The organism is Pseudomonas sp. K8, from assembly GCF_014889455.1.
Taxonomy (GTDB): Bacteria; Pseudomonadota; Gammaproteobacteria; order Pseudomonadales; family Pseudomonadaceae; genus Aquipseudomonas; species Aquipseudomonas veronii.
On record NZ_VJWO01000030.1, the window covers coordinates 1 to 16,187 of the forward strand.

The 16,187-nt window shown below is 56.2% G+C and carries 13 protein-coding genes, 4 tRNA genes and 1 rRNA gene; all 18 read left to right on the forward strand.

Annotated features, from left to right (window positions below; translation table 11 throughout):
- Window positions 1–102, forward strand: a 5S ribosomal RNA gene (rrf, locus tag INT12_RS19360); the annotation flags it as partial.
- Window positions 103–270: 168 nt separating this feature from the next.
- Complete coding sequence (gene birA, locus INT12_RS19365; protein WP_017848794.1) at window positions 271–1,230, forward strand: bifunctional biotin--[acetyl-CoA-carboxylase] ligase/biotin operon repressor BirA; 960 nt, start codon at window positions 271–273, stop codon at window positions 1,228–1,230.
- Window positions 1,220–1,969 (forward strand): pantothenate kinase, encoded by a 750-nt coding sequence (locus INT12_RS19370; protein WP_057005468.1) that lies wholly within the window; start codon window positions 1,220–1,222, stop codon window positions 1,967–1,969. The genes birA and INT12_RS19370 overlap by 11 nt, the downstream gene beginning before the upstream one ends.
- Before the next feature lie 7 nt (window positions 1,970–1,976).
- The gene (locus INT12_RS19375; RefSeq protein WP_017848796.1) at window positions 1,977–2,423 is read left to right on the forward strand and encodes a hypothetical protein; all 447 of its coding nucleotides are present in this window, start codon (window positions 1,977–1,979) and stop codon (window positions 2,421–2,423) included.
- Window positions 2,424–2,565: 142 nt separating this feature from the next.
- Window positions 2,566–2,650, forward strand: a tRNA-Tyr gene (locus INT12_RS19380).
- A gap of 24 nt (window positions 2,651–2,674) precedes the next feature.
- Window positions 2,675–2,748, forward strand: a tRNA-Gly gene (locus INT12_RS19385).
- A gap of 26 nt (window positions 2,749–2,774) precedes the next feature.
- Window positions 2,775–2,850: transfer RNA gene (locus INT12_RS19390), tRNA-Thr, on the forward strand.
- A gap of 161 nt (window positions 2,851–3,011) precedes the next feature.
- Window positions 3,012–3,087 (forward strand) — tRNA-Trp (locus INT12_RS19395).
- A 45-nt stretch (window positions 3,088–3,132) separates the two neighbouring features.
- On the forward strand, window positions 3,133–3,501 hold the full coding sequence (secE, locus tag INT12_RS19400; RefSeq protein WP_003194658.1) for a preprotein translocase subunit SecE: 369 nt from the start codon (window positions 3,133–3,135) through the stop codon (window positions 3,499–3,501).
- Between the two features lie 9 nt (window positions 3,502–3,510).
- Window positions 3,511–4,044, forward strand: a complete 534-nt coding sequence (gene nusG, locus INT12_RS19405) for a transcription termination/antitermination protein NusG (RefSeq protein ID WP_003176436.1) — start codon at window positions 3,511–3,513, stop codon at window positions 4,042–4,044.
- Between the two features lie 116 nt (window positions 4,045–4,160).
- Window positions 4,161–4,592, forward strand: a complete 432-nt coding sequence (rplK, locus tag INT12_RS19410) for a 50S ribosomal protein L11 (protein ID WP_003176435.1) — start codon at window positions 4,161–4,163, stop codon at window positions 4,590–4,592.
- Window positions 4,592–5,287 (forward strand): 50S ribosomal protein L1, encoded by a 696-nt coding sequence (rplA, locus tag INT12_RS19415; protein WP_003232403.1) that lies wholly within the window; start codon window positions 4,592–4,594, stop codon window positions 5,285–5,287. The genes rplK and rplA overlap by 1 nt, the downstream gene beginning before the upstream one ends.
- 199 nt (window positions 5,288–5,486) lie before the next feature.
- Entirely contained in the window at window positions 5,487–5,987 is a 501-nt protein-coding gene (gene rplJ / locus INT12_RS19420) for a 50S ribosomal protein L10 (protein ID WP_016969477.1), read from the forward strand.
- A 78-nt stretch (window positions 5,988–6,065) separates the two neighbouring features.
- A complete protein-coding gene (rplL, locus tag INT12_RS19425) occupies window positions 6,066–6,431 on the forward strand; it encodes a 50S ribosomal protein L7/L12 (RefSeq protein WP_046486495.1) in 366 nt (121 codons plus the stop codon).
- Between the two features lie 219 nt (window positions 6,432–6,650).
- On the forward strand, window positions 6,651–10,724 hold the full coding sequence (gene rpoB / locus INT12_RS19430) for a DNA-directed RNA polymerase subunit beta (RefSeq protein WP_017848798.1): 4,074 nt from the start codon (window positions 6,651–6,653) through the stop codon (window positions 10,722–10,724).
- Between the two features lie 64 nt (window positions 10,725–10,788).
- A complete protein-coding gene (gene rpoC, locus INT12_RS19435; RefSeq protein ID WP_017848799.1) occupies window positions 10,789–14,988 on the forward strand; it encodes a DNA-directed RNA polymerase subunit beta' in 4,200 nt (1,399 codons plus the stop codon).
- Window positions 14,989–15,205: 217 nt separating this feature from the next.
- Window positions 15,206–15,577, forward strand: coding sequence for a 30S ribosomal protein S12 (rpsL, locus tag INT12_RS19440; protein ID WP_193058977.1), 372 nt, complete (start codon window positions 15,206–15,208; stop codon window positions 15,575–15,577).
- A 118-nt stretch (window positions 15,578–15,695) separates the two neighbouring features.
- Window positions 15,696–16,166, forward strand: coding sequence for a 30S ribosomal protein S7 (gene rpsG / locus INT12_RS19445; RefSeq protein ID WP_002555493.1), 471 nt, complete (start codon window positions 15,696–15,698; stop codon window positions 16,164–16,166).
- Window positions 16,167–16,187: the final 21 nt, after the last annotated feature.

Below are 16,187 nucleotides of genomic sequence, written 5' to 3' on the forward strand. Positions count from 1 at the left end.
AGCATTGGAACCACCTGATCCCATCCCGAACTCAGCAGTGAAACGATGCATCGCCGATGGTAGTGTGGGGTTTCCCCATGTGAGAGTAGGTCATCGTCAAGATTAAATTCCAGAACCCCTGTTTGCTCGCGCAGACAGGGGTTTTGTTTTGGGCGGTCGGAAAGGGTCAAGGGGCTCATTGCGACGGACGTCAGTGCTAAGGCCCGGCCTTTCTATGCAATGACCCTGCGCATGGCTATCATGCGTGCCTCATTGTGAGGCGATACTTGCATGCTGACGTTGTTAAAACTTCTGAAAGATGGTCGATTCCACTCCGGGGAAGCGCTGGGCGCTGCCCTGGGCGTCAGTCGCAGTGCTGTATGGAAGCAGCTTCAGCATCTTGAGGCTGAGTTAAACCTGCCCATCCACAAAGTGCGTGGCAGGGGGTACCAATTGGCATCGCCGCTGGTGTTCTTGAATGCCGAAGACATCGCGCTGAAGGCGCCTTCCCTGGCGTGGCCCGTCCACATATCCGATTCCATTGACTCCACCAATGCTGAAGCCTTGCGCCTTGTCGATGCGGGGTGCGCGGCACCATTCCTGGTGCTCGCCGAGCAGCAGAGCGCCGGGCGAGGTCGACGGGGGCGCAAGTGGGTCAGCCCGTTCGCTCAGAATGTGTATTACAGCCTCGTGCTGCGCATCGAGGGCGGTCTGCGGCAGCTAGAGGGGCTGAGCCTGGTTGTGGGGCTTGCGGTCATGCAGGCCTTGCGCGAGTCGGGCGTGCAAGGAGCTGCCTTGAAATGGCCAAACGATGTCTTGGTGGGGCAGAAGAAAATTGCCGGTATCCTGCTGGAGTTGGTCGGCGATCCTGCTGATATCTGTCACGTTGTGCTCGGGATCGGCATCAACGTAAATATGCAGAAAGTCGCGGCAATCGATCAGCAGTGGACGTCGGTGCAGCTTGAAACGGGCTCTCCCGTAGATCGCAATCTACTGGTGGCGCGGCTGGGGCTGCAGTTGCAACGTTACTTGGAGCGACACGCCGCCTCCGGCTTTGCGGCGCTTCAGGAGGAGTGGGAGCAGAATCACTTATGGCAGGGCAGGGCGGTGTCCCTCATTGCTGGAGTCAATCAGGTTGACGGGGTGGTTCTGGGGGTCGACCGCCAGGGTGCGTTGCGTTTGAGCGTCGATGGTGTTGAAAAAATATACAGCGGTGGTGAGCTAAGCCTGAGGTTGCGTGATGATTCTTGAGCTCGACTGTGGGAATAGCTTTATCAAATGGCGCGTACTTGAATCGGATCAGGCGAAAGCTTGTGCCGAAGGTGTTGTGGGGTCGGACCTTGCATTGATTGAAAGCCTGGCGGCGCTACCAGGCCTGTCGTTGGCGCGTTGCCGATTGGTGAGTGTTCGGGCTTCAGAAGAGACCAATAAGCTGGTCGAGGCTTTGCAAGGGGCTTTCGGTGTTGTCGTCTCCTGTGCTGTCCCCGCGCGTGAGATGGCTGGCGTGCGCAATGGCTACCAAGACTTCGAACGCCTTGGTCTTGATCGCTGGCTGGCGATGCTGGGTGGCTTCAAGTTGGCTTCGGGCGCGTGCCTGGTACTCGATTTTGGTACCGCAGCCACCGCCGATTTCATCGCGGCAGACGGCCAGCACCTGGGCGGCTTCATTTGCCCCGGCATGCCGTTGATGCGCAACCAGTTGCGCACGCACACCCGCAAGATACGCTACGACGACGCGGCGGCTGAGCGTGCCCTGGAGCGGCTCTCCCCCGGGCGCACGACCGCGGAGGCTGTCGAGCGTGGTTGTACGCTGATGCTCAGGGGCTTCGTGTTGACCCAGCTCGAGTTGGCCCGCAGCTACTGGGGTGATGATTTCACCGTATTCCTGACGGGTGGGGATGCTGATCTGGTCTCGGACGCCGTGCCGCAGGCGCGGTTGGTCCCGGACCTGGTTTTCGTTGGTCTGGCCATGGCGTGTCCATTGTCCTGAGGTGTTTATGCGTTGGCTGTTTTTGCTTTTACTCGTTCTTAATGCCTTCTATTACGTTTGGCATCAGCAAGAGGCGCCGTTGCGCGCCAAAGATGTCACGCCCCTGAGTCTGTATCGTGGCCCTCAGCAGGATATTCGGCTGCTAAGCGAGTCCTCGGACTCGGTGTCCCGGCGTGACCGAGCAAAAGCGCCCGAGGCGCAGAATACCTGCTTATACATCGGCGGCTTTGCCGACCAGCGCCAGGCGCAGTCGCTTGAGCAGCGCCTCACAAGCCTGGATATAAAGGTCAAGGTTCAACTGTTGAGCACACCTGAGGCGTCCGGTTACTGGCTTCGTGTGGCCCCTGAAAGCCGGCGTCTGGCGGAGGATCTGCCGTTTGAAAACCTTGCTAAGGAATTCAATGAGTTAAAACATAAAATAATGCTGTGCGAAGGCATTGCAACTCTCGAATAGTTTGCATAGAATGGCGCCCGCTTCGCAGTGAAGACCTTTAAGGCCTACAGTGTGAAGCGAAGGTCAACGCAGCTAACCTCATATTTTTAATGAGAAAATGCTTGACAGAAGGCTGGCATGATGTAGAATGCCGGCTCGCTTAGGAGGGGTTCCCGAGCGGCCAAAGGGATCAGACTGTAAATCTGACGTCTACGACTTCGAAGGTTCGAATCCTTCCCCCTCCACCATTTTTAGCGTGAGCTGCAAGCTCCGCGGGTATAGTTTAGTGGTAGAACCTCAGCCTTCCAAGCTGATGATGCGGGTTCGATTCCCGCTACCCGCTCCAAGTTTGCAGGTTGTGCAGCGTGTTTTGCTCTTGTAGCTCAGTTGGTAGAGCACACCCTTGGTAAGGGTGAGGTCAGCGGTTCAAATCCGCTCAAGAGCTCCATATAACAAGGCAGATATGAAAATATCTGCCTTTGTTTTAACGGCTATCTCGGCTTGATTCTGTTGTAACGGGCGTTTTCGCCGGTTGGTTTCAAGTCTCTAGGGGTTGGCTGTTGTAAAGTCTTTTTCAGGCCTGCATAATGGTCGGCCTGATTTTGTTTTAGGTCAGTAGCTCAATTGGCAGAGCGACGGTCTCCAAAACCGTAGGTTGGGGGTTCGATTCCCTCCTGACCTGCCAGATTCACGTGGTGTATCTGGCTTTCTTTTCACAGGATCTTCATAGATGACTCCTAAGGCTGAAGCTCAAAGCTCTCGTTTCGATCTGGTCAAGTGGCTCGCTGTAGTCGCATTGGTGGTCGTAGGCGTTGTTGGCAATCAGTACTATTCTGCTTCGCCGATCCTGTACCGCGTACTCGCTTTGCTCGCCCTCGCTGCTGTAGCTGCCTTTGTAGGCCTGCAGACTGCCAAAGGCAAGTCTTTCGCGGTCCTGGTAAAGGAAGCTCGCACCGAAATTCGTAAAGTCGTTTGGCCGACTCGCCAAGAAACCACGCAGACCACGTTGATTGTTGTGGCTGTTGTTCTGGTTATGGCGTTGCTGTTGTGGGGGCTTGATTCCCTGCTCGGCTGGCTTGTTTCCTTGATTGTTGGCTAAGGGTGTCCCGTGGCTAAGCGTTGGTACGTTGTGCATGCTTACTCGGGTTACGAGAAGCATGTTATGCGCTCTTTGCTGGAGCGCGTAAAGCTGGCAGGCATGGAAGATGGCTTCGGCGAAATTCTGGTTCCCACTGAAGAAGTGGTTGAAATGCGGAATGGGCAGAAGCGCAAGAGTGAACGCAAGTTCTTCCCTGGCTACGTGCTGGTTCAGATGGACATGAATGAAGGTACTTGGCACTTGGTCAAGGATACCCCTCGTGTCATGGGCTTCATTGGCGGTACGGCCGATAAGCCTGCTCCGATCACCGACAAAGAAGCAGAAGCGATTCTGCGTCGTGTTGCTGACGGTAGCGACAAGCCTAAGCCGAAGACGTTGTTCGAGCCAGGTGAGGTTGTTCGTGTTACCGATGGTCCGTTTGCTGATTTCAACGGCACCGTCGAAGAAGTTAACTACGAAAAGAGCCGGATCCAAGTGGCAGTGCTCATTTTCGGACGCTCTACTCCGGTAGAGTTGGAGTTCAGTCAGGTCGAAAAGGTCTAACTGAGCAAGCATCCCAACCCCGCAGCCTAGGCTGTGGGGTTTTGTCGTCACTGGGATAAACGCGCAAGTAACCGGGGAGCCTTTCGAGGCGTTCGAACCCGTAATTGGAGTGCCTCATGGCCAAGAAGATTACCGCTTACATCAAGCTGCAAGTGAAGGCCGCTCAGGCCAACCCTAGCCCACCCGTCGGTCCAGCTCTGGGTCAGCACGGCGTGAACATCATGGAATTCTGCAAGGCCTTCAACGCCCGTACTCAGGGTCTTGAGCCAGGTCTGCCGACTCCAGTGATCATCACTGTATACAGCGACCGTAGCTTCACCTTCGAAACCAAGTCGACCCCGGCTTCGGTTCTGTTGAAGAAAGCTGCTGGTCTGACTAGCGGTTCCGCTCGTCCTAACACCGTTAAGGTTGGCACCGTGACTCGTGCTCAGCTGGAAGAAATCGCGAAAACCAAAAACGCGGATCTGACTGCAGCTGATATGGATGCAGCCGTGCGTACCATCGCCGGTTCTGCTCGTAGCATGGGCCTTAACGTGGAGGGTGTGTAATGGCTAAGCTGACCAAGCGCCAAAAGGCTATCGCCGGCAAAATCGAAGCAGGCAAGGCCTACAACTTTGTAGATGCTGCTGCCCTGCTGACCGAGCTGTCGACTGTCAAGTTCAGCGAGTCGGTTGACGTTGCTGTGAACCTGGGTGTTGACCCACGTAAATCCGACCAGGTCGTTCGTAGCGCTACTGTGCTGCCACACGGTACTGGCAAGACTGTACGTGTTGCTGTCTTCACCCAAGGTCCAGCAGCTGAAGCTGCTCTGGCCGCCGGCGCCGATCGCGTTGGCATGGACGACCTGGCTGCCGAAATGAAAGGCGGCGACCTGAACTATGACGTCGTTATTGCTTCCCCGGATGCAATGCGCGTTGTAGGTCAGTTGGGTCAGATCCTTGGTCCACGTGGCCTGATGCCTAACCCAAAAGTCGGCACCGTAACCCCAGACGTCGCTACCGCGGTTAAAAACGCCAAGGCTGGTCAGGTTCGTTATCGCACCGACAAAAACGGCATCATTCACACTTCCGTTGGCAAAGTCGGCTTCGATGCCGTCAAGCTGAAGGAAAACGTTGAAGCCCTGATCGCTGATCTGAAGCGTATCAAACCAGCTTCCTCGAAAGGCATTTACGTCAAGCGCGTTACCCTGAGCACCACTATGGGCCCAGGTCTGGTCATCGACCAAGGCTCGCTGGACGTATAAGACACAAGTTGGCGTGAGCGATCGCGCCAATTGAAAAAATTGGGGTCCCTGCCTGGCGGGGGCTATCCAAGACCGTAGGCGACGCAAGTCTTAAACCTCAAGCCTACGCAGATGGTGCTCCCGGTTCCTTACCGAATCAGACACCAAAACGACATCCGGCTTCGGCCAGATGAAACGGTAACAAGCAGGAGTTAAACCCGTGGCAATTAATCTCGAAGACAAGAAGGCCATCGTCGCTGAAGTCAACGAGGCTGCCAAAGCTGCTCTGTCCGCTGTCGTGGCTGATGCCCGTGGTGTGACAGTAGGCGCTATGACCGGACTCCGTAAAGAGGCTCGTGAAGCTGGCGTATACGTACGTGTTGTACGTAACACCCTGCTCAAGCGCGCTGTTGCTGACACTGAATACAGTGTCCTCAACGACGTGTTCACTGGCCCGACTCTGATCGCGTTCTCCAAAGAACATCCAGGCGCTGCTGCCCGTTTGTTCAAGGAATTCGCCAAGAGTCAGGACAAGTTCGAGATCAAGGCAGCTGCGTTCGAGGGCAAGTTCCTCGCAGCTAACCAAATCGACGTACTGGCAACACTGCCGACCCGTGACGAAGCTATTTCGCAACTGATGAGCGTGATTCAAGGCGCTACCAGCAAGCTGGCTCGTACTCTGGCTGCAGTTCGCGAGCAAAAAGAAGCTGCCGCAGCCTAAGGCTGAGCATTTTCTCTCGCGTATTTTTGTTTATTTCGATGGCCGCGTAGGCCGTCCCCCAATTCAGGAAATACAGTAATGTCTATCTCCCAAGAAGATATCCTCAACGCCGTAGCTGAAATGTCGGTTCTGCAGGTTGTTGAGCTGATCAAAGCTTTCGAAGAAAAATTCGGCGTTTCTGCTGCCGCTGCTTCCGCTGGCCCAGCCGCTGTTGCTGCTGTTGCTGAAGAGCAAACCGAATTCAACGTCATGCTGCTGGAAGCTGGCGAGAAGAAAGTAAACGTGATCAAGGCAGTTCGTGAACTGACCGGTCTGGGCCTGAAAGAAGCCAAGGCTGTAGTTGACGGCGCTCCTGCCATGGTTCTGGAAGCTGTTGCCAAAGACGCAGCTGACAAAGCCAAGGCCGCTCTGGAAGAAGCAGGCGCTAAAGTCGAGCTGAAGTAAGCATCGACCTTGCGTCTCCAGCCCAAGCGTTAAGCTGAAGGCTGATGGCTGGTGGCTCTTGCCACCGGCCTTTTTCCGTTCTTGGCTGTCGACTCGGTCGCCGCCATTAACGTGCTGTAGCCACCCGGTGCGGTGGTGCAAACCAAGGGGTTTGCAAGATTTTCTGGCTGCTCCCGTCGGGAGGGCCAAACAAGCAGGTGACCAAGCTGGGGAACGCTGATGGCTTACTCATATACTGAGAAAAAACGTATCCGCAAGGACTTTAGCAAGTTGCCGGACGTCATGGATGTCCCGTACCTTCTGGCTATCCAGCTGGATTCGTATCGTGAATTCTTGCAGGCGGGAGCGACCAAAGATCAGTTCCGCGACGTGGGCCTGCATGCGGCCTTCAAATCCGTTTTCCCGATCATCAGCTACTCCGGCAATGCTGCGCTGGAGTACGTCGGTTATCGCCTGGGCGAACCGGCATTTGATGTCAAAGAATGCGTGTTGCGCGGTGTTACGTACGCCGTACCTTTGCGGGTAAAAGTCCGTCTGATCATTTTCGACAAAGAATCGTCGAACAAAGCGATCAAGGACATCAAAGAGCAAGAAGTCTACATGGGCGAAATCCCACTGATGACTGAAAACGGTACCTTCGTTATCAACGGTACCGAGCGTGTTATCGTTTCCCAGCTGCACCGTTCCCCGGGCGTGTTCTTCGACCACGACCGCGGCAAGACGCACAGCTCCGGTAAGCTCCTGTACTCCGCGCGGATCATTCCGTACCGTGGTTCGTGGTTGGACTTCGAGTTCGACCCGAAAGACTGCGTGTTCGTGCGTATCGACCGTCGTCGCAAGCTGCCGGCCTCGGTACTGCTGCGCGCGCTCGGCTATACCACTGAGCAAGTGCTTGATGCTTTCTACACCACCAACGTGTTCAGCCTGAAGGACGAAACCCTCAGCCTGGAACTGATCGCTTCGCGTCTGCGTGGTGAAATTGCTGTCCTGGATATCCAGGACGAAAATGGCAAGGTCATCGTTGAAGCCGGCCGCCGTATCACTGCGCGCCACATCAACCAGATCGAAAAAGCCGGTATCAAGTCGCTGGAAGTGCCTCTGGACTACGTCCTGGGTCGCACGACCGCCAAGGTCATCGTTCACCCGGCCACAGGCGAAATCCTGGCTGAGTGCAACACCGAGCTGAACACCGAGATCCTGGCAAAAATCGCCAAGGCCCAGGTTGTTCGCATCGAGACCTTGTACACCAACGATATCGACTGCGGTCCGTTCGTCTCCGACACCCTGAAGATCGACTCCACCAGCAACCAATTGGAAGCGCTGGTCGAGATCTATCGCATGATGCGTCCTGGCGAGCCACCGACCAAAGACGCTGCGGAAACCCTGTTCAACAACCTGTTCTTCAGCCCTGAGCGCTATGACCTGTCTGCGGTCGGCCGGATGAAGTTCAACCGTCGTATCGGTCGTACCGAGATCGAAGGTTCGGGCGTGCTGTGCAAGGAAGACATCGTTGCGGTCCTGAAGACTCTGGTCGACATCCGTAACGGCAAAGGCATCGTCGATGACATCGACCACCTGGGTAACCGTCGTGTTCGCTGCGTAGGCGAAATGGCCGAGAACCAGTTCCGCGTTGGCCTGGTACGTGTTGAGCGTGCGGTCAAAGAGCGTCTGTCGATGGCTGAAAGCGAAGGCCTGATGCCGCAAGACCTGATCAACGCCAAGCCAGTGGCTGCGGCGGTGAAAGAGTTCTTCGGTTCCAGCCAGCTCTCGCAGTTCATGGACCAGAACAACCCGCTCTCCGAGATCACCCACAAGCGCCGTGTATCTGCACTGGGCCCGGGCGGTCTGACCCGTGAGCGTGCTGGCTTCGAAGTTCGTGACGTACACCCGACGCACTACGGTCGTGTTTGCCCGATCGAAACGCCGGAAGGTCCGAACATCGGTCTGATCAACTCCCTGGCCGCCTATGCGCGCACCAACCAGTACGGCTTCCTTGAGAGCCCGTACCGTGTGGTGAAAGACGCTCTGGTCACCGACGAGATCGTATTCCTGTCCGCCATCGAAGAAGCCGATCACGTGATCGCTCAGGCTTCGGCCACGATGAACGAGAAGAAAGTCCTGGTCGACGAGCTGGTAGCTGTTCGTCACTTGAACGAGTTCACCGTCAAGGCGCCGGAAGACGTCACCTTGATGGACGTATCGCCCAAGCAGGTAGTTTCGGTCGCCGCGTCGCTGATCCCGTTCCTGGAACACGATGACGCCAACCGTGCGTTGATGGGTTCCAACATGCAGCGTCAAGCTGTACCGACCCTGCGTGCTGACAAGCCGCTGGTAGGTACCGGCATGGAGCGTAACGTAGCCCGTGACTCCGGCGTTTGCGTCGTGGCTCGTCGTGGCGGCGTGATCGACTCCGTTGATGCCAGCCGTATCGTGGTGCGTGTTGCCGATGACGAAGTTGAAACTGGCGAAGCCGGTGTCGACATCTACAACCTGACCAAATACACCCGCTCGAACCAGAACACCTGCATCAACCAGCGTCCGCTGGTGCGTAAGGGTGATCGCGTTCAGCGCAGCGACATCATGGCTGACGGCCCGTCCACCGACATGGGTGAACTGGCGCTGGGCCAGAACATGCGTATCGCGTTCATGGCGTGGAACGGCTTCAACTTCGAAGACTCCATCTGCCTGTCCGAGCGTGTGGTTCAAGAAGACCGCTTCACCACGATCCACATCCAGGAACTGACCTGTGTGGCGCGTGATACCAAGCTTGGGCCAGAGGAAATCACTGCAGACATCCCGAACGTGGGTGAAGCTGCACTGAACAAGCTGGACGAAGCCGGTATCGTTTACGTAGGTGCTGAAGTTGGCGCAGGCGACATCCTGGTCGGTAAGGTCACTCCGAAAGGCGAGACCCAACTGACTCCGGAAGAGAAGCTGTTGCGTGCCATCTTCGGTGAAAAAGCCAGCGACGTTAAAGACACCTCCCTGCGCGTACCGACCGGTACCAAAGGTACTGTCATCGACGTACAGGTCTTCACCCGTGACGGCGTTGAGCGTGATGCTCGTGCGCTGTCCATCGAGAAGACCCAGCTCGACGAGATCCGCAAGGACCTGAACGAAGAGTTCCGTATCGTTGAAGGCGCGACCTTCGAACGTCTGCGTTCCGCTCTGGTAGGCCACAAGGCCGAAGGCGGCGCGGGCCTGAAGAAAGGTCAGGACATCACCGACGAAGTCCTCGATGGTCTTGAGCACGGCCAGTGGTTCAAACTGCGCATGGCTGAAGACGCTCTGAACGAGCAGCTCGAGAAGGCCCAGGCCTACATCGTCGATCGCCGCCGTCTGCTGGACGACAAGTTCGAAGACAAGAAGCGCAAACTGCAGCAGGGCGATGACCTGGCTCCAGGCGTGCTGAAAATCGTCAAGGTCTACCTGGCAATCCGTCGCCGCATCCAACCGGGCGACAAGATGGCCGGTCGTCACGGTAACAAGGGTGTGGTCTCCGTGATCATGCCGGTTGAAGACATGCCGCACGATGCCAATGGCACCCCGGTCGACGTCGTCCTCAACCCGTTGGGCGTACCTTCGCGTATGAACGTTGGTCAGATCCTCGAAACCCACCTGGGCCTCGCGGCCAAAGGTCTGGGCGAGAAGATCAACCGTATGATCGAAGAGCAGCGCAAGGTTGCTGACCTGCGCAAGTTCCTGCACGAGATCTACAACGAGATCGGCGGCCGCAAAGAAGAGCTGGATACCTTCTCCGACCAGGAAATCCTGGATCTGGCGAAGAACCTGCGCGGCGGCGTTCCAATGGCTACCCCGGTGTTCGACGGTGCCAAGGAAAGCGAAATCAAGGCCATGCTGAAACTGGCAGACCTGCCCGAAAGCGGCCAGATGCAGCTGTTCGACGGCCGCACCGGCAACAAGTTCGAGCGCCCGGTTACTGTTGGCTACATGTACATGCTGAAGCTGAACCACTTGGTAGACGACAAGATGCACGCTCGTTCTACCGGTTCGTACAGCCTGGTTACCCAGCAGCCGCTGGGTGGTAAGGCTCAGTTCGGTGGTCAGCGTTTCGGGGAGATGGAGGTCTGGGCACTGGAAGCATACGGTGCTGCTTACACTCTGCAAGAAATGCTCACAGTGAAGTCGGACGATGTGAACGGTCGGACCAAGATGTACAAAAACATCGTGGACGGCGATCACCGTATGGAGCCGGGCATGCCCGAGTCCTTCAACGTGTTGATCAAAGAAATTCGTTCCCTCGGCATCGATATCGATCTGGAAACCGAATAACACGTGACGCGAATCGAGAGCGGGGCTATTTGGCCCGCTCTCTGCTCCGCCAGGAGGAAAGGCCTTGAAAGACCTACTGAATTTGCTGAAAAACCAGGGTCAAGTCGAAGAGTTCGACGCCATCCGTATTGGACTGGCATCGCCTGAGATGATCCGTTCGTGGTCGTTCGGTGAAGTTAAAAAGCCGGAAACCATCAACTACCGTACGTTCAAACCCGAGCGTGACGGCCTGTTCTGCGCCAAGATCTTTGGCCCGGTAAAGGATTACGAGTGCCTGTGCGGTAAGTACAAGCGCTTGAAGCACCGTGGTGTGATCTGCGAGAAGTGCGGCGTTGAAGTTGCACTGGCCAAGGTTCGTCGTGAGCGCATGGCGCACATCGAACTGGCTTCGCCGGTTGCCCACATCTGGTTCCTGAAATCGCTGCCGTCCCGTATCGGCTTGCTGATGGACATGACCCTGCGTGATATCGAACGCGTTCTCTACTTCGAGAGCTATGTCGTTATCGATCCAGGCATGACCACCCTTGAAAAAGGTCAGTTGCTGAACGACGAGCAGTACTTCGAAGCGCTGGAAGAATTCGGCGACGATTTCGATGCCCGCATGGGTGCCGAAGCTGTCCGCGAACTGCTGCACGCTATCGACCTGGAACACGAGATTGGCCGTCTGCGTGAAGAAATTCCGCAAACCAACTCCGAAACCAAAATCAAGAAGCTGTCCAAGCGTCTGAAGTTGATGGAAGCCTTCCAGGGTTCCGGCAACTTGCCAGAGTGGATGGTGCTGACCGTTCTGCCGGTTCTGCCGCCAGACCTGCGTCCGCTGGTACCGTTGGACGGTGGTCGTTTCGCGACGTCCGACCTCAACGACCTGTACCGCCGCGTGATCAACCGTAACAACCGCTTGAAGCGCCTGCTCGATCTGTCCGCTCCGGACATCATCGTGCGCAACGAAAAGCGTATGTTGCAAGAAGCCGTCGATGCCCTGCTCGACAACGGTCGTCGTGGCCGCGCTATCACCGGTTCGAACAAGCGTCCTCTGAAATCCCTGGCTGACATGATCAAGGGTAAGCAAGGTCGTTTCCGTCAGAACTTGCTCGGTAAGCGTGTTGACTACTCCGGTCGTTCGGTAATTACCGTAGGCCCGACCCTGCGTCTGCACCAGTGCGGTCTGCCTAAGAAGATGGCCCTTGAGCTGTTCAAGCCGTTCATCTTCGGCAAGCTGGAAATGCGCGGTCTCGCGACCACGATCAAAGCGGCCAAGAAAATGGTCGAGCGCGAACTGCCAGAGGTTTGGGACGTTCTCGCTGAAGTGATCCGCGAACACCCGGTTCTCCTCAACCGTGCACCGACCCTTCACCGTCTGGGTATCCAGGCGTTTGAACCGGTACTGATCGAAGGTAAGGCTATCCAGCTGCACCCTCTGGTCTGTGCTGCGTACAACGCCGACTTCGACGGCGACCAAATGGCCGTGCACGTACCGCTGACACTGGAAGCTCAGTTGGAAGCGCGTGCGTTGATGATGTCGACCAACAACATCCTGTCGCCAGCCAACGGTGAGCCAATCATCGTTCCGTCGCAGGACGTTGTATTGGGTCTGTACTACATGACCCGTGAAGCGATCAACGCCAAGGGCGAAGGTCGTGTGTTCGCTGACCTGCAGGAAGTTGACCGTGTGTTCCGTGCCGGCGAAGCCGCACTGCACGCCAAGGTCAAAGTGCGGATTCACGAAACCGTGAACGACCGTGACGGCGGCAGCGTGAGCAATGTCCGTATCGTCGACACCACTGTCGGCCGTGCGCTGTTGTACCAGGTTGTGCCAAAAGGTTTGTCTTACGACGTCGTCAACCTGCCGATGAAGAAAAAGGCGATCTCCAAGCTGATCAACCAGTGCTACCGCGTGGTTGGTCTGAAAGAGACCGTGATCTTCGCTGACCAGTTGATGTACACCGGTTTTGCCTATTCGACCATTTCCGGCGTTTCCATCGGTGTTAACGACTTCGTTATCCCGGATGAAAAAGCCCGCATCATCAGTGCTGCCACCGATGAAGTGAAAGAGATCGAAAGTCAGTACGCCTCCGGCCTGGTAACCCAGGGCGAGAAGTACAACAAAGTGATCGACCTTTGGTCCAAGGCCAACGACGAAGTGTCGAAGGCGATGATGGCTAACCTCTCGAAAGAGAAGGTTATCGACCGTCATGGCGTAGAAGTCGATCAAGAGTCTTTCAACTCGATGTACATGATGGCCGACTCGGGCGCACGGGGTTCTGCTGCGCAGATCCGTCAGCTCGCCGGTATGCGTGGCCTGATGGCCAAGCCGGACGGTTCCATCATCGAAACGCCGATTACTGCGAACTTCCGTGAAGGTTTGAGCGTACTTCAGTACTTCATCTCTACTCACGGTGCTCGTAAAGGTCTGGCGGATACCGCGTTGAAAACCGCTAACTCCGGTTACCTGACTCGTCGTCTGGTAGACGTTGCACAAGATCTGGTTGTAACCGAGATCGATTGCGGCACCGAGCACGGCCTGCTGATGACACCGCACATTGAAGGCGGTGACGTTGTAGAGCCGCTGGGTGAGCGCGTATTGGGCCGTGTTATTGCCCGTGACGTATTCAAGCCGGGTACCGAGGAAATTATCGTTCCTGCCGGCACCCTGGTTGACGAGAAGTGGGTCGAGTTCATCGAACTCAACAGCATCGACGAAGTGATCGTTCGTTCGCCGATCAGCTGCGAAACCCGCTTCGGCATTTGCGCCAAGTGCTATGGCCGTGACTTGGCTCGTGGTCACCAGGTGAACATCGGTGAAGCGGTCGGCGTTATCGCTGCCCAGTCCATCGGTGAGCCGGGTACCCAGCTGACCATGCGTACATTCCACATCGGTGGTGCGGCAAGCCGGACCTCCGCAGCCGACAGCGTTCAGGTGAAGAATGGCGGTACCGTCCGCCTGCACAACCTCAAGCACGTTGAGCGAGTGGATGGTTGCCTGGTTGCGGTGTCCCGTTCCGGTGAGCTGGCAATCGCTGATGACTACGGTCGTGAGCGTGAGCGCTACAAGCTGCCGTATGGTGCTGTGATTTCGGTTAAAGAAGGTGACAAGGTCGACGCTGGCGCAATCGTGGCCAAGTGGGATCCGCACACTCACCCAATCGTTACCGAAATGAAAGGTACCGTGACCTACGTGGGCATGGAAGAAGGCATCACGATCAAGCGTCAGACTGACGAATTGACCGGTATGACCAACATTGAAGTCCTCGACGCGAAAGATCGTCCAGCTGCCGGTAAAGACATCCGTCCTGCCGTGAAGATGGTTGATGACAACGGCAAGGATCTGTTGCTGCCAGGCACTGACGTAATCGCTCAGTACTTCCTGCCAGCCAACGCCCTGGTCGGTGTAGCGGATGGTGCGAAGATCGCGATCGGTGACGTTATCGCGCGTATCCCGCAAGAGACTTCGAAGACCCGTGACATCACCGGTGGTCTGCCGCGTGTTGCCGACTTGTTCGAAGCTCGTCGTCCGAAAGAAGCGTCGATTCTGGCTGAAGTCAGCGGCACCATCGCGTTCGGTAAAGAGACCAAGGGCAAGCGCCGTCTGGTCATTACCCCGAACGACGGTAGCGATCCGTATGAAGAGCTGATTCCGAAGTGGCGTCACCTGAACGTGTTCGAAGGCGAACAGGTAAACCGCGGCGAAGTTATCTCCGACGGTCCGAGCGATCCACACGACATCCTGCGTCTGCTGGGTGTGAGTGCGCTGGCCAAGTACATCGTTAACGAGATCCAGGACGTTTACCGTCTGCAAGGCGTGAAGATCAACGATAAGCACATCGAGACCATCCTGCGTCAGATGCTGCGTAAAGTTGAAATCGCTGAATCCGGCGATTCCAGTTTCATCAAGGGCGACCAGATGGAGCTGACTCACGTACTGGTAGAAAACGAACGTCTGGCAGCCGACGAGAAATTTGTTTCCAAATTTACTCGTGTACTGCTGGGTATCACCAAGGCGTCGTTGTCCACTGAGTCGTTCATCTCGGCGGCCTCCTTCCAGGAGACCACTCGCGTACTGACCGAAGCAGCGGTAACCGGCAAGCGCGATTACCTGCGCGGCCTGAAAGAAAACGTGGTTGTGGGTCGTCTGATCCCAGCCGGTACCGGTTTGGCTTACCACAGCGAGCGCAAGCGCCGCCGTGATGCTGACAAGCCGTTGCGCGTAAGCGCCAGTGAAGTGGAAGCTGCACTGACCGAAGCGCTGAACTCAAGCGGTAACTGAGTTCTGCGATAAATAAGTCTGGGCCCTGGCAGCCCCCATTCGTCGGATCGAGGCAGTTTTGCCCCGGTTCGTTGAGAGGGGAGGTCGGGGCCTTGCCTTGACTGGGGGCAAGATCCTCTTTAGACTCTTGTACCCCTAAATTTGGCGGGAATTCGTTCCTGCCATTTTGCTTTTCTTGCAAGACAATAGCGTCGCAAGACAACAGTGGAGCTAGTAGATGGCAACTATCAACCAGCTGGTACGTCAGCCGCGTAAGCGTATCGTCGAGAAATCCGACGTACCTGCGCTGCAGAACTGCCCGCAACGTCGTGGCGTATGCACTCGCGTGTATACCACTACGCCGAAAAAACCTAACTCGGCACTGCGTAAAGTATGCCGTGTGCGTCTGACCAACGGTTTCGAGGTTTCCTCGTACATCGGCGGTGAAGGCCACAACCTGCAAGAGCACAGCGTGGGACTGATCCGCGGCGGGCGTGTAAAAGACTTGCCAGGTGTTCGTTACCACACCGTACGCGGCTCCTTGGATACTTCCGGCGTTAAAGGTCGTAACCAGGGTCGTTCGAAGTACGGTACCAAGAAGCCTAAGTAGTAGCGGCTTTTTGTAAAACTGAATCATCTTATTTTCTGAGTCGATAAGAGTAAGGTCGGAGGCGTCCCGAAAGGGCACCGATTCCGAGCGAACCTGAAGACCGTTTGAGGGCTTATCCATGCCAAGAAGACGCGTAGCAGCCAAGCGCGAAGTGCTTGACGATCCAAAATACGGAAGCCAAATCCTGGCCAAGTTCATGAACCACGTGATGGAAAGCGGCAAGAAAGCCGTTGCCGAGCGTATCGTTTATGGCGCGCTGGAAAAGGTTAAAGAACGCAAGAACAGCGACCCCCTGGAAATCTTCGAGAAAGCTCTCGACGCCATCGCTCCGCTGGTCGAAGTGAAGTCGCGCCGTGTAGGCGGTGCTACTTACCAGGTTCCGGTTGAAGTTCGTCCGTCCCGTCGTAACGCCCTGGCAATGCGCTGGTTGGTAGACTTCGCCCGTAAGCGTGGCGAGAAGTCTATGGCTCTGCGTTTGGCTGGCGAACTGTTGGACGCTGCTGAAGGTAAAGGCGCTGCTGTTAAGAAACGTGAAGACGTGCACCGTATGGCTGAAGCTAACAAGGCTTTCTCGCACTACCGCTTCTAAATCCAGCGTCACTCAATTTGC

Coding starts and splice junctions, on each gene's coding strand:
- birA (WP_017848794.1), top strand. CDS start 271: ATGCTGACGTTGTTAAAACTTCTGAAAGATGGTCGATTCCACTCCGGG.
- rpoB (WP_017848798.1), top strand. CDS start 6,651: ATGGCTTACTCATATACTGAGAAAAAACGTATCCGCAAGGACTTTAGC.
- rplL (WP_046486495.1), top strand. CDS start 6,066: ATGTCTATCTCCCAAGAAGATATCCTCAACGCCGTAGCTGAAATGTCG.
- rplK (WP_003176435.1), top strand. CDS start 4,161: ATGGCCAAGAAGATTACCGCTTACATCAAGCTGCAAGTGAAGGCCGCT.
- rpsG (WP_002555493.1), top strand. CDS start 15,696: ATGCCAAGAAGACGCGTAGCAGCCAAGCGCGAAGTGCTTGACGATCCA.
- INT12_RS19375 (WP_017848796.1), top strand. CDS start 1,977: ATGCGTTGGCTGTTTTTGCTTTTACTCGTTCTTAATGCCTTCTATTAC.
- rplA (WP_003232403.1), top strand. CDS start 4,592: ATGGCTAAGCTGACCAAGCGCCAAAAGGCTATCGCCGGCAAAATCGAA.
- rpsL (WP_193058977.1), top strand. CDS start 15,206: ATGGCAACTATCAACCAGCTGGTACGTCAGCCGCGTAAGCGTATCGTC.
- secE (WP_003194658.1), top strand. CDS start 3,133: ATGACTCCTAAGGCTGAAGCTCAAAGCTCTCGTTTCGATCTGGTCAAG.
- INT12_RS19370 (WP_057005468.1), top strand. CDS start 1,220: ATGATTCTTGAGCTCGACTGTGGGAATAGCTTTATCAAATGGCGCGTA.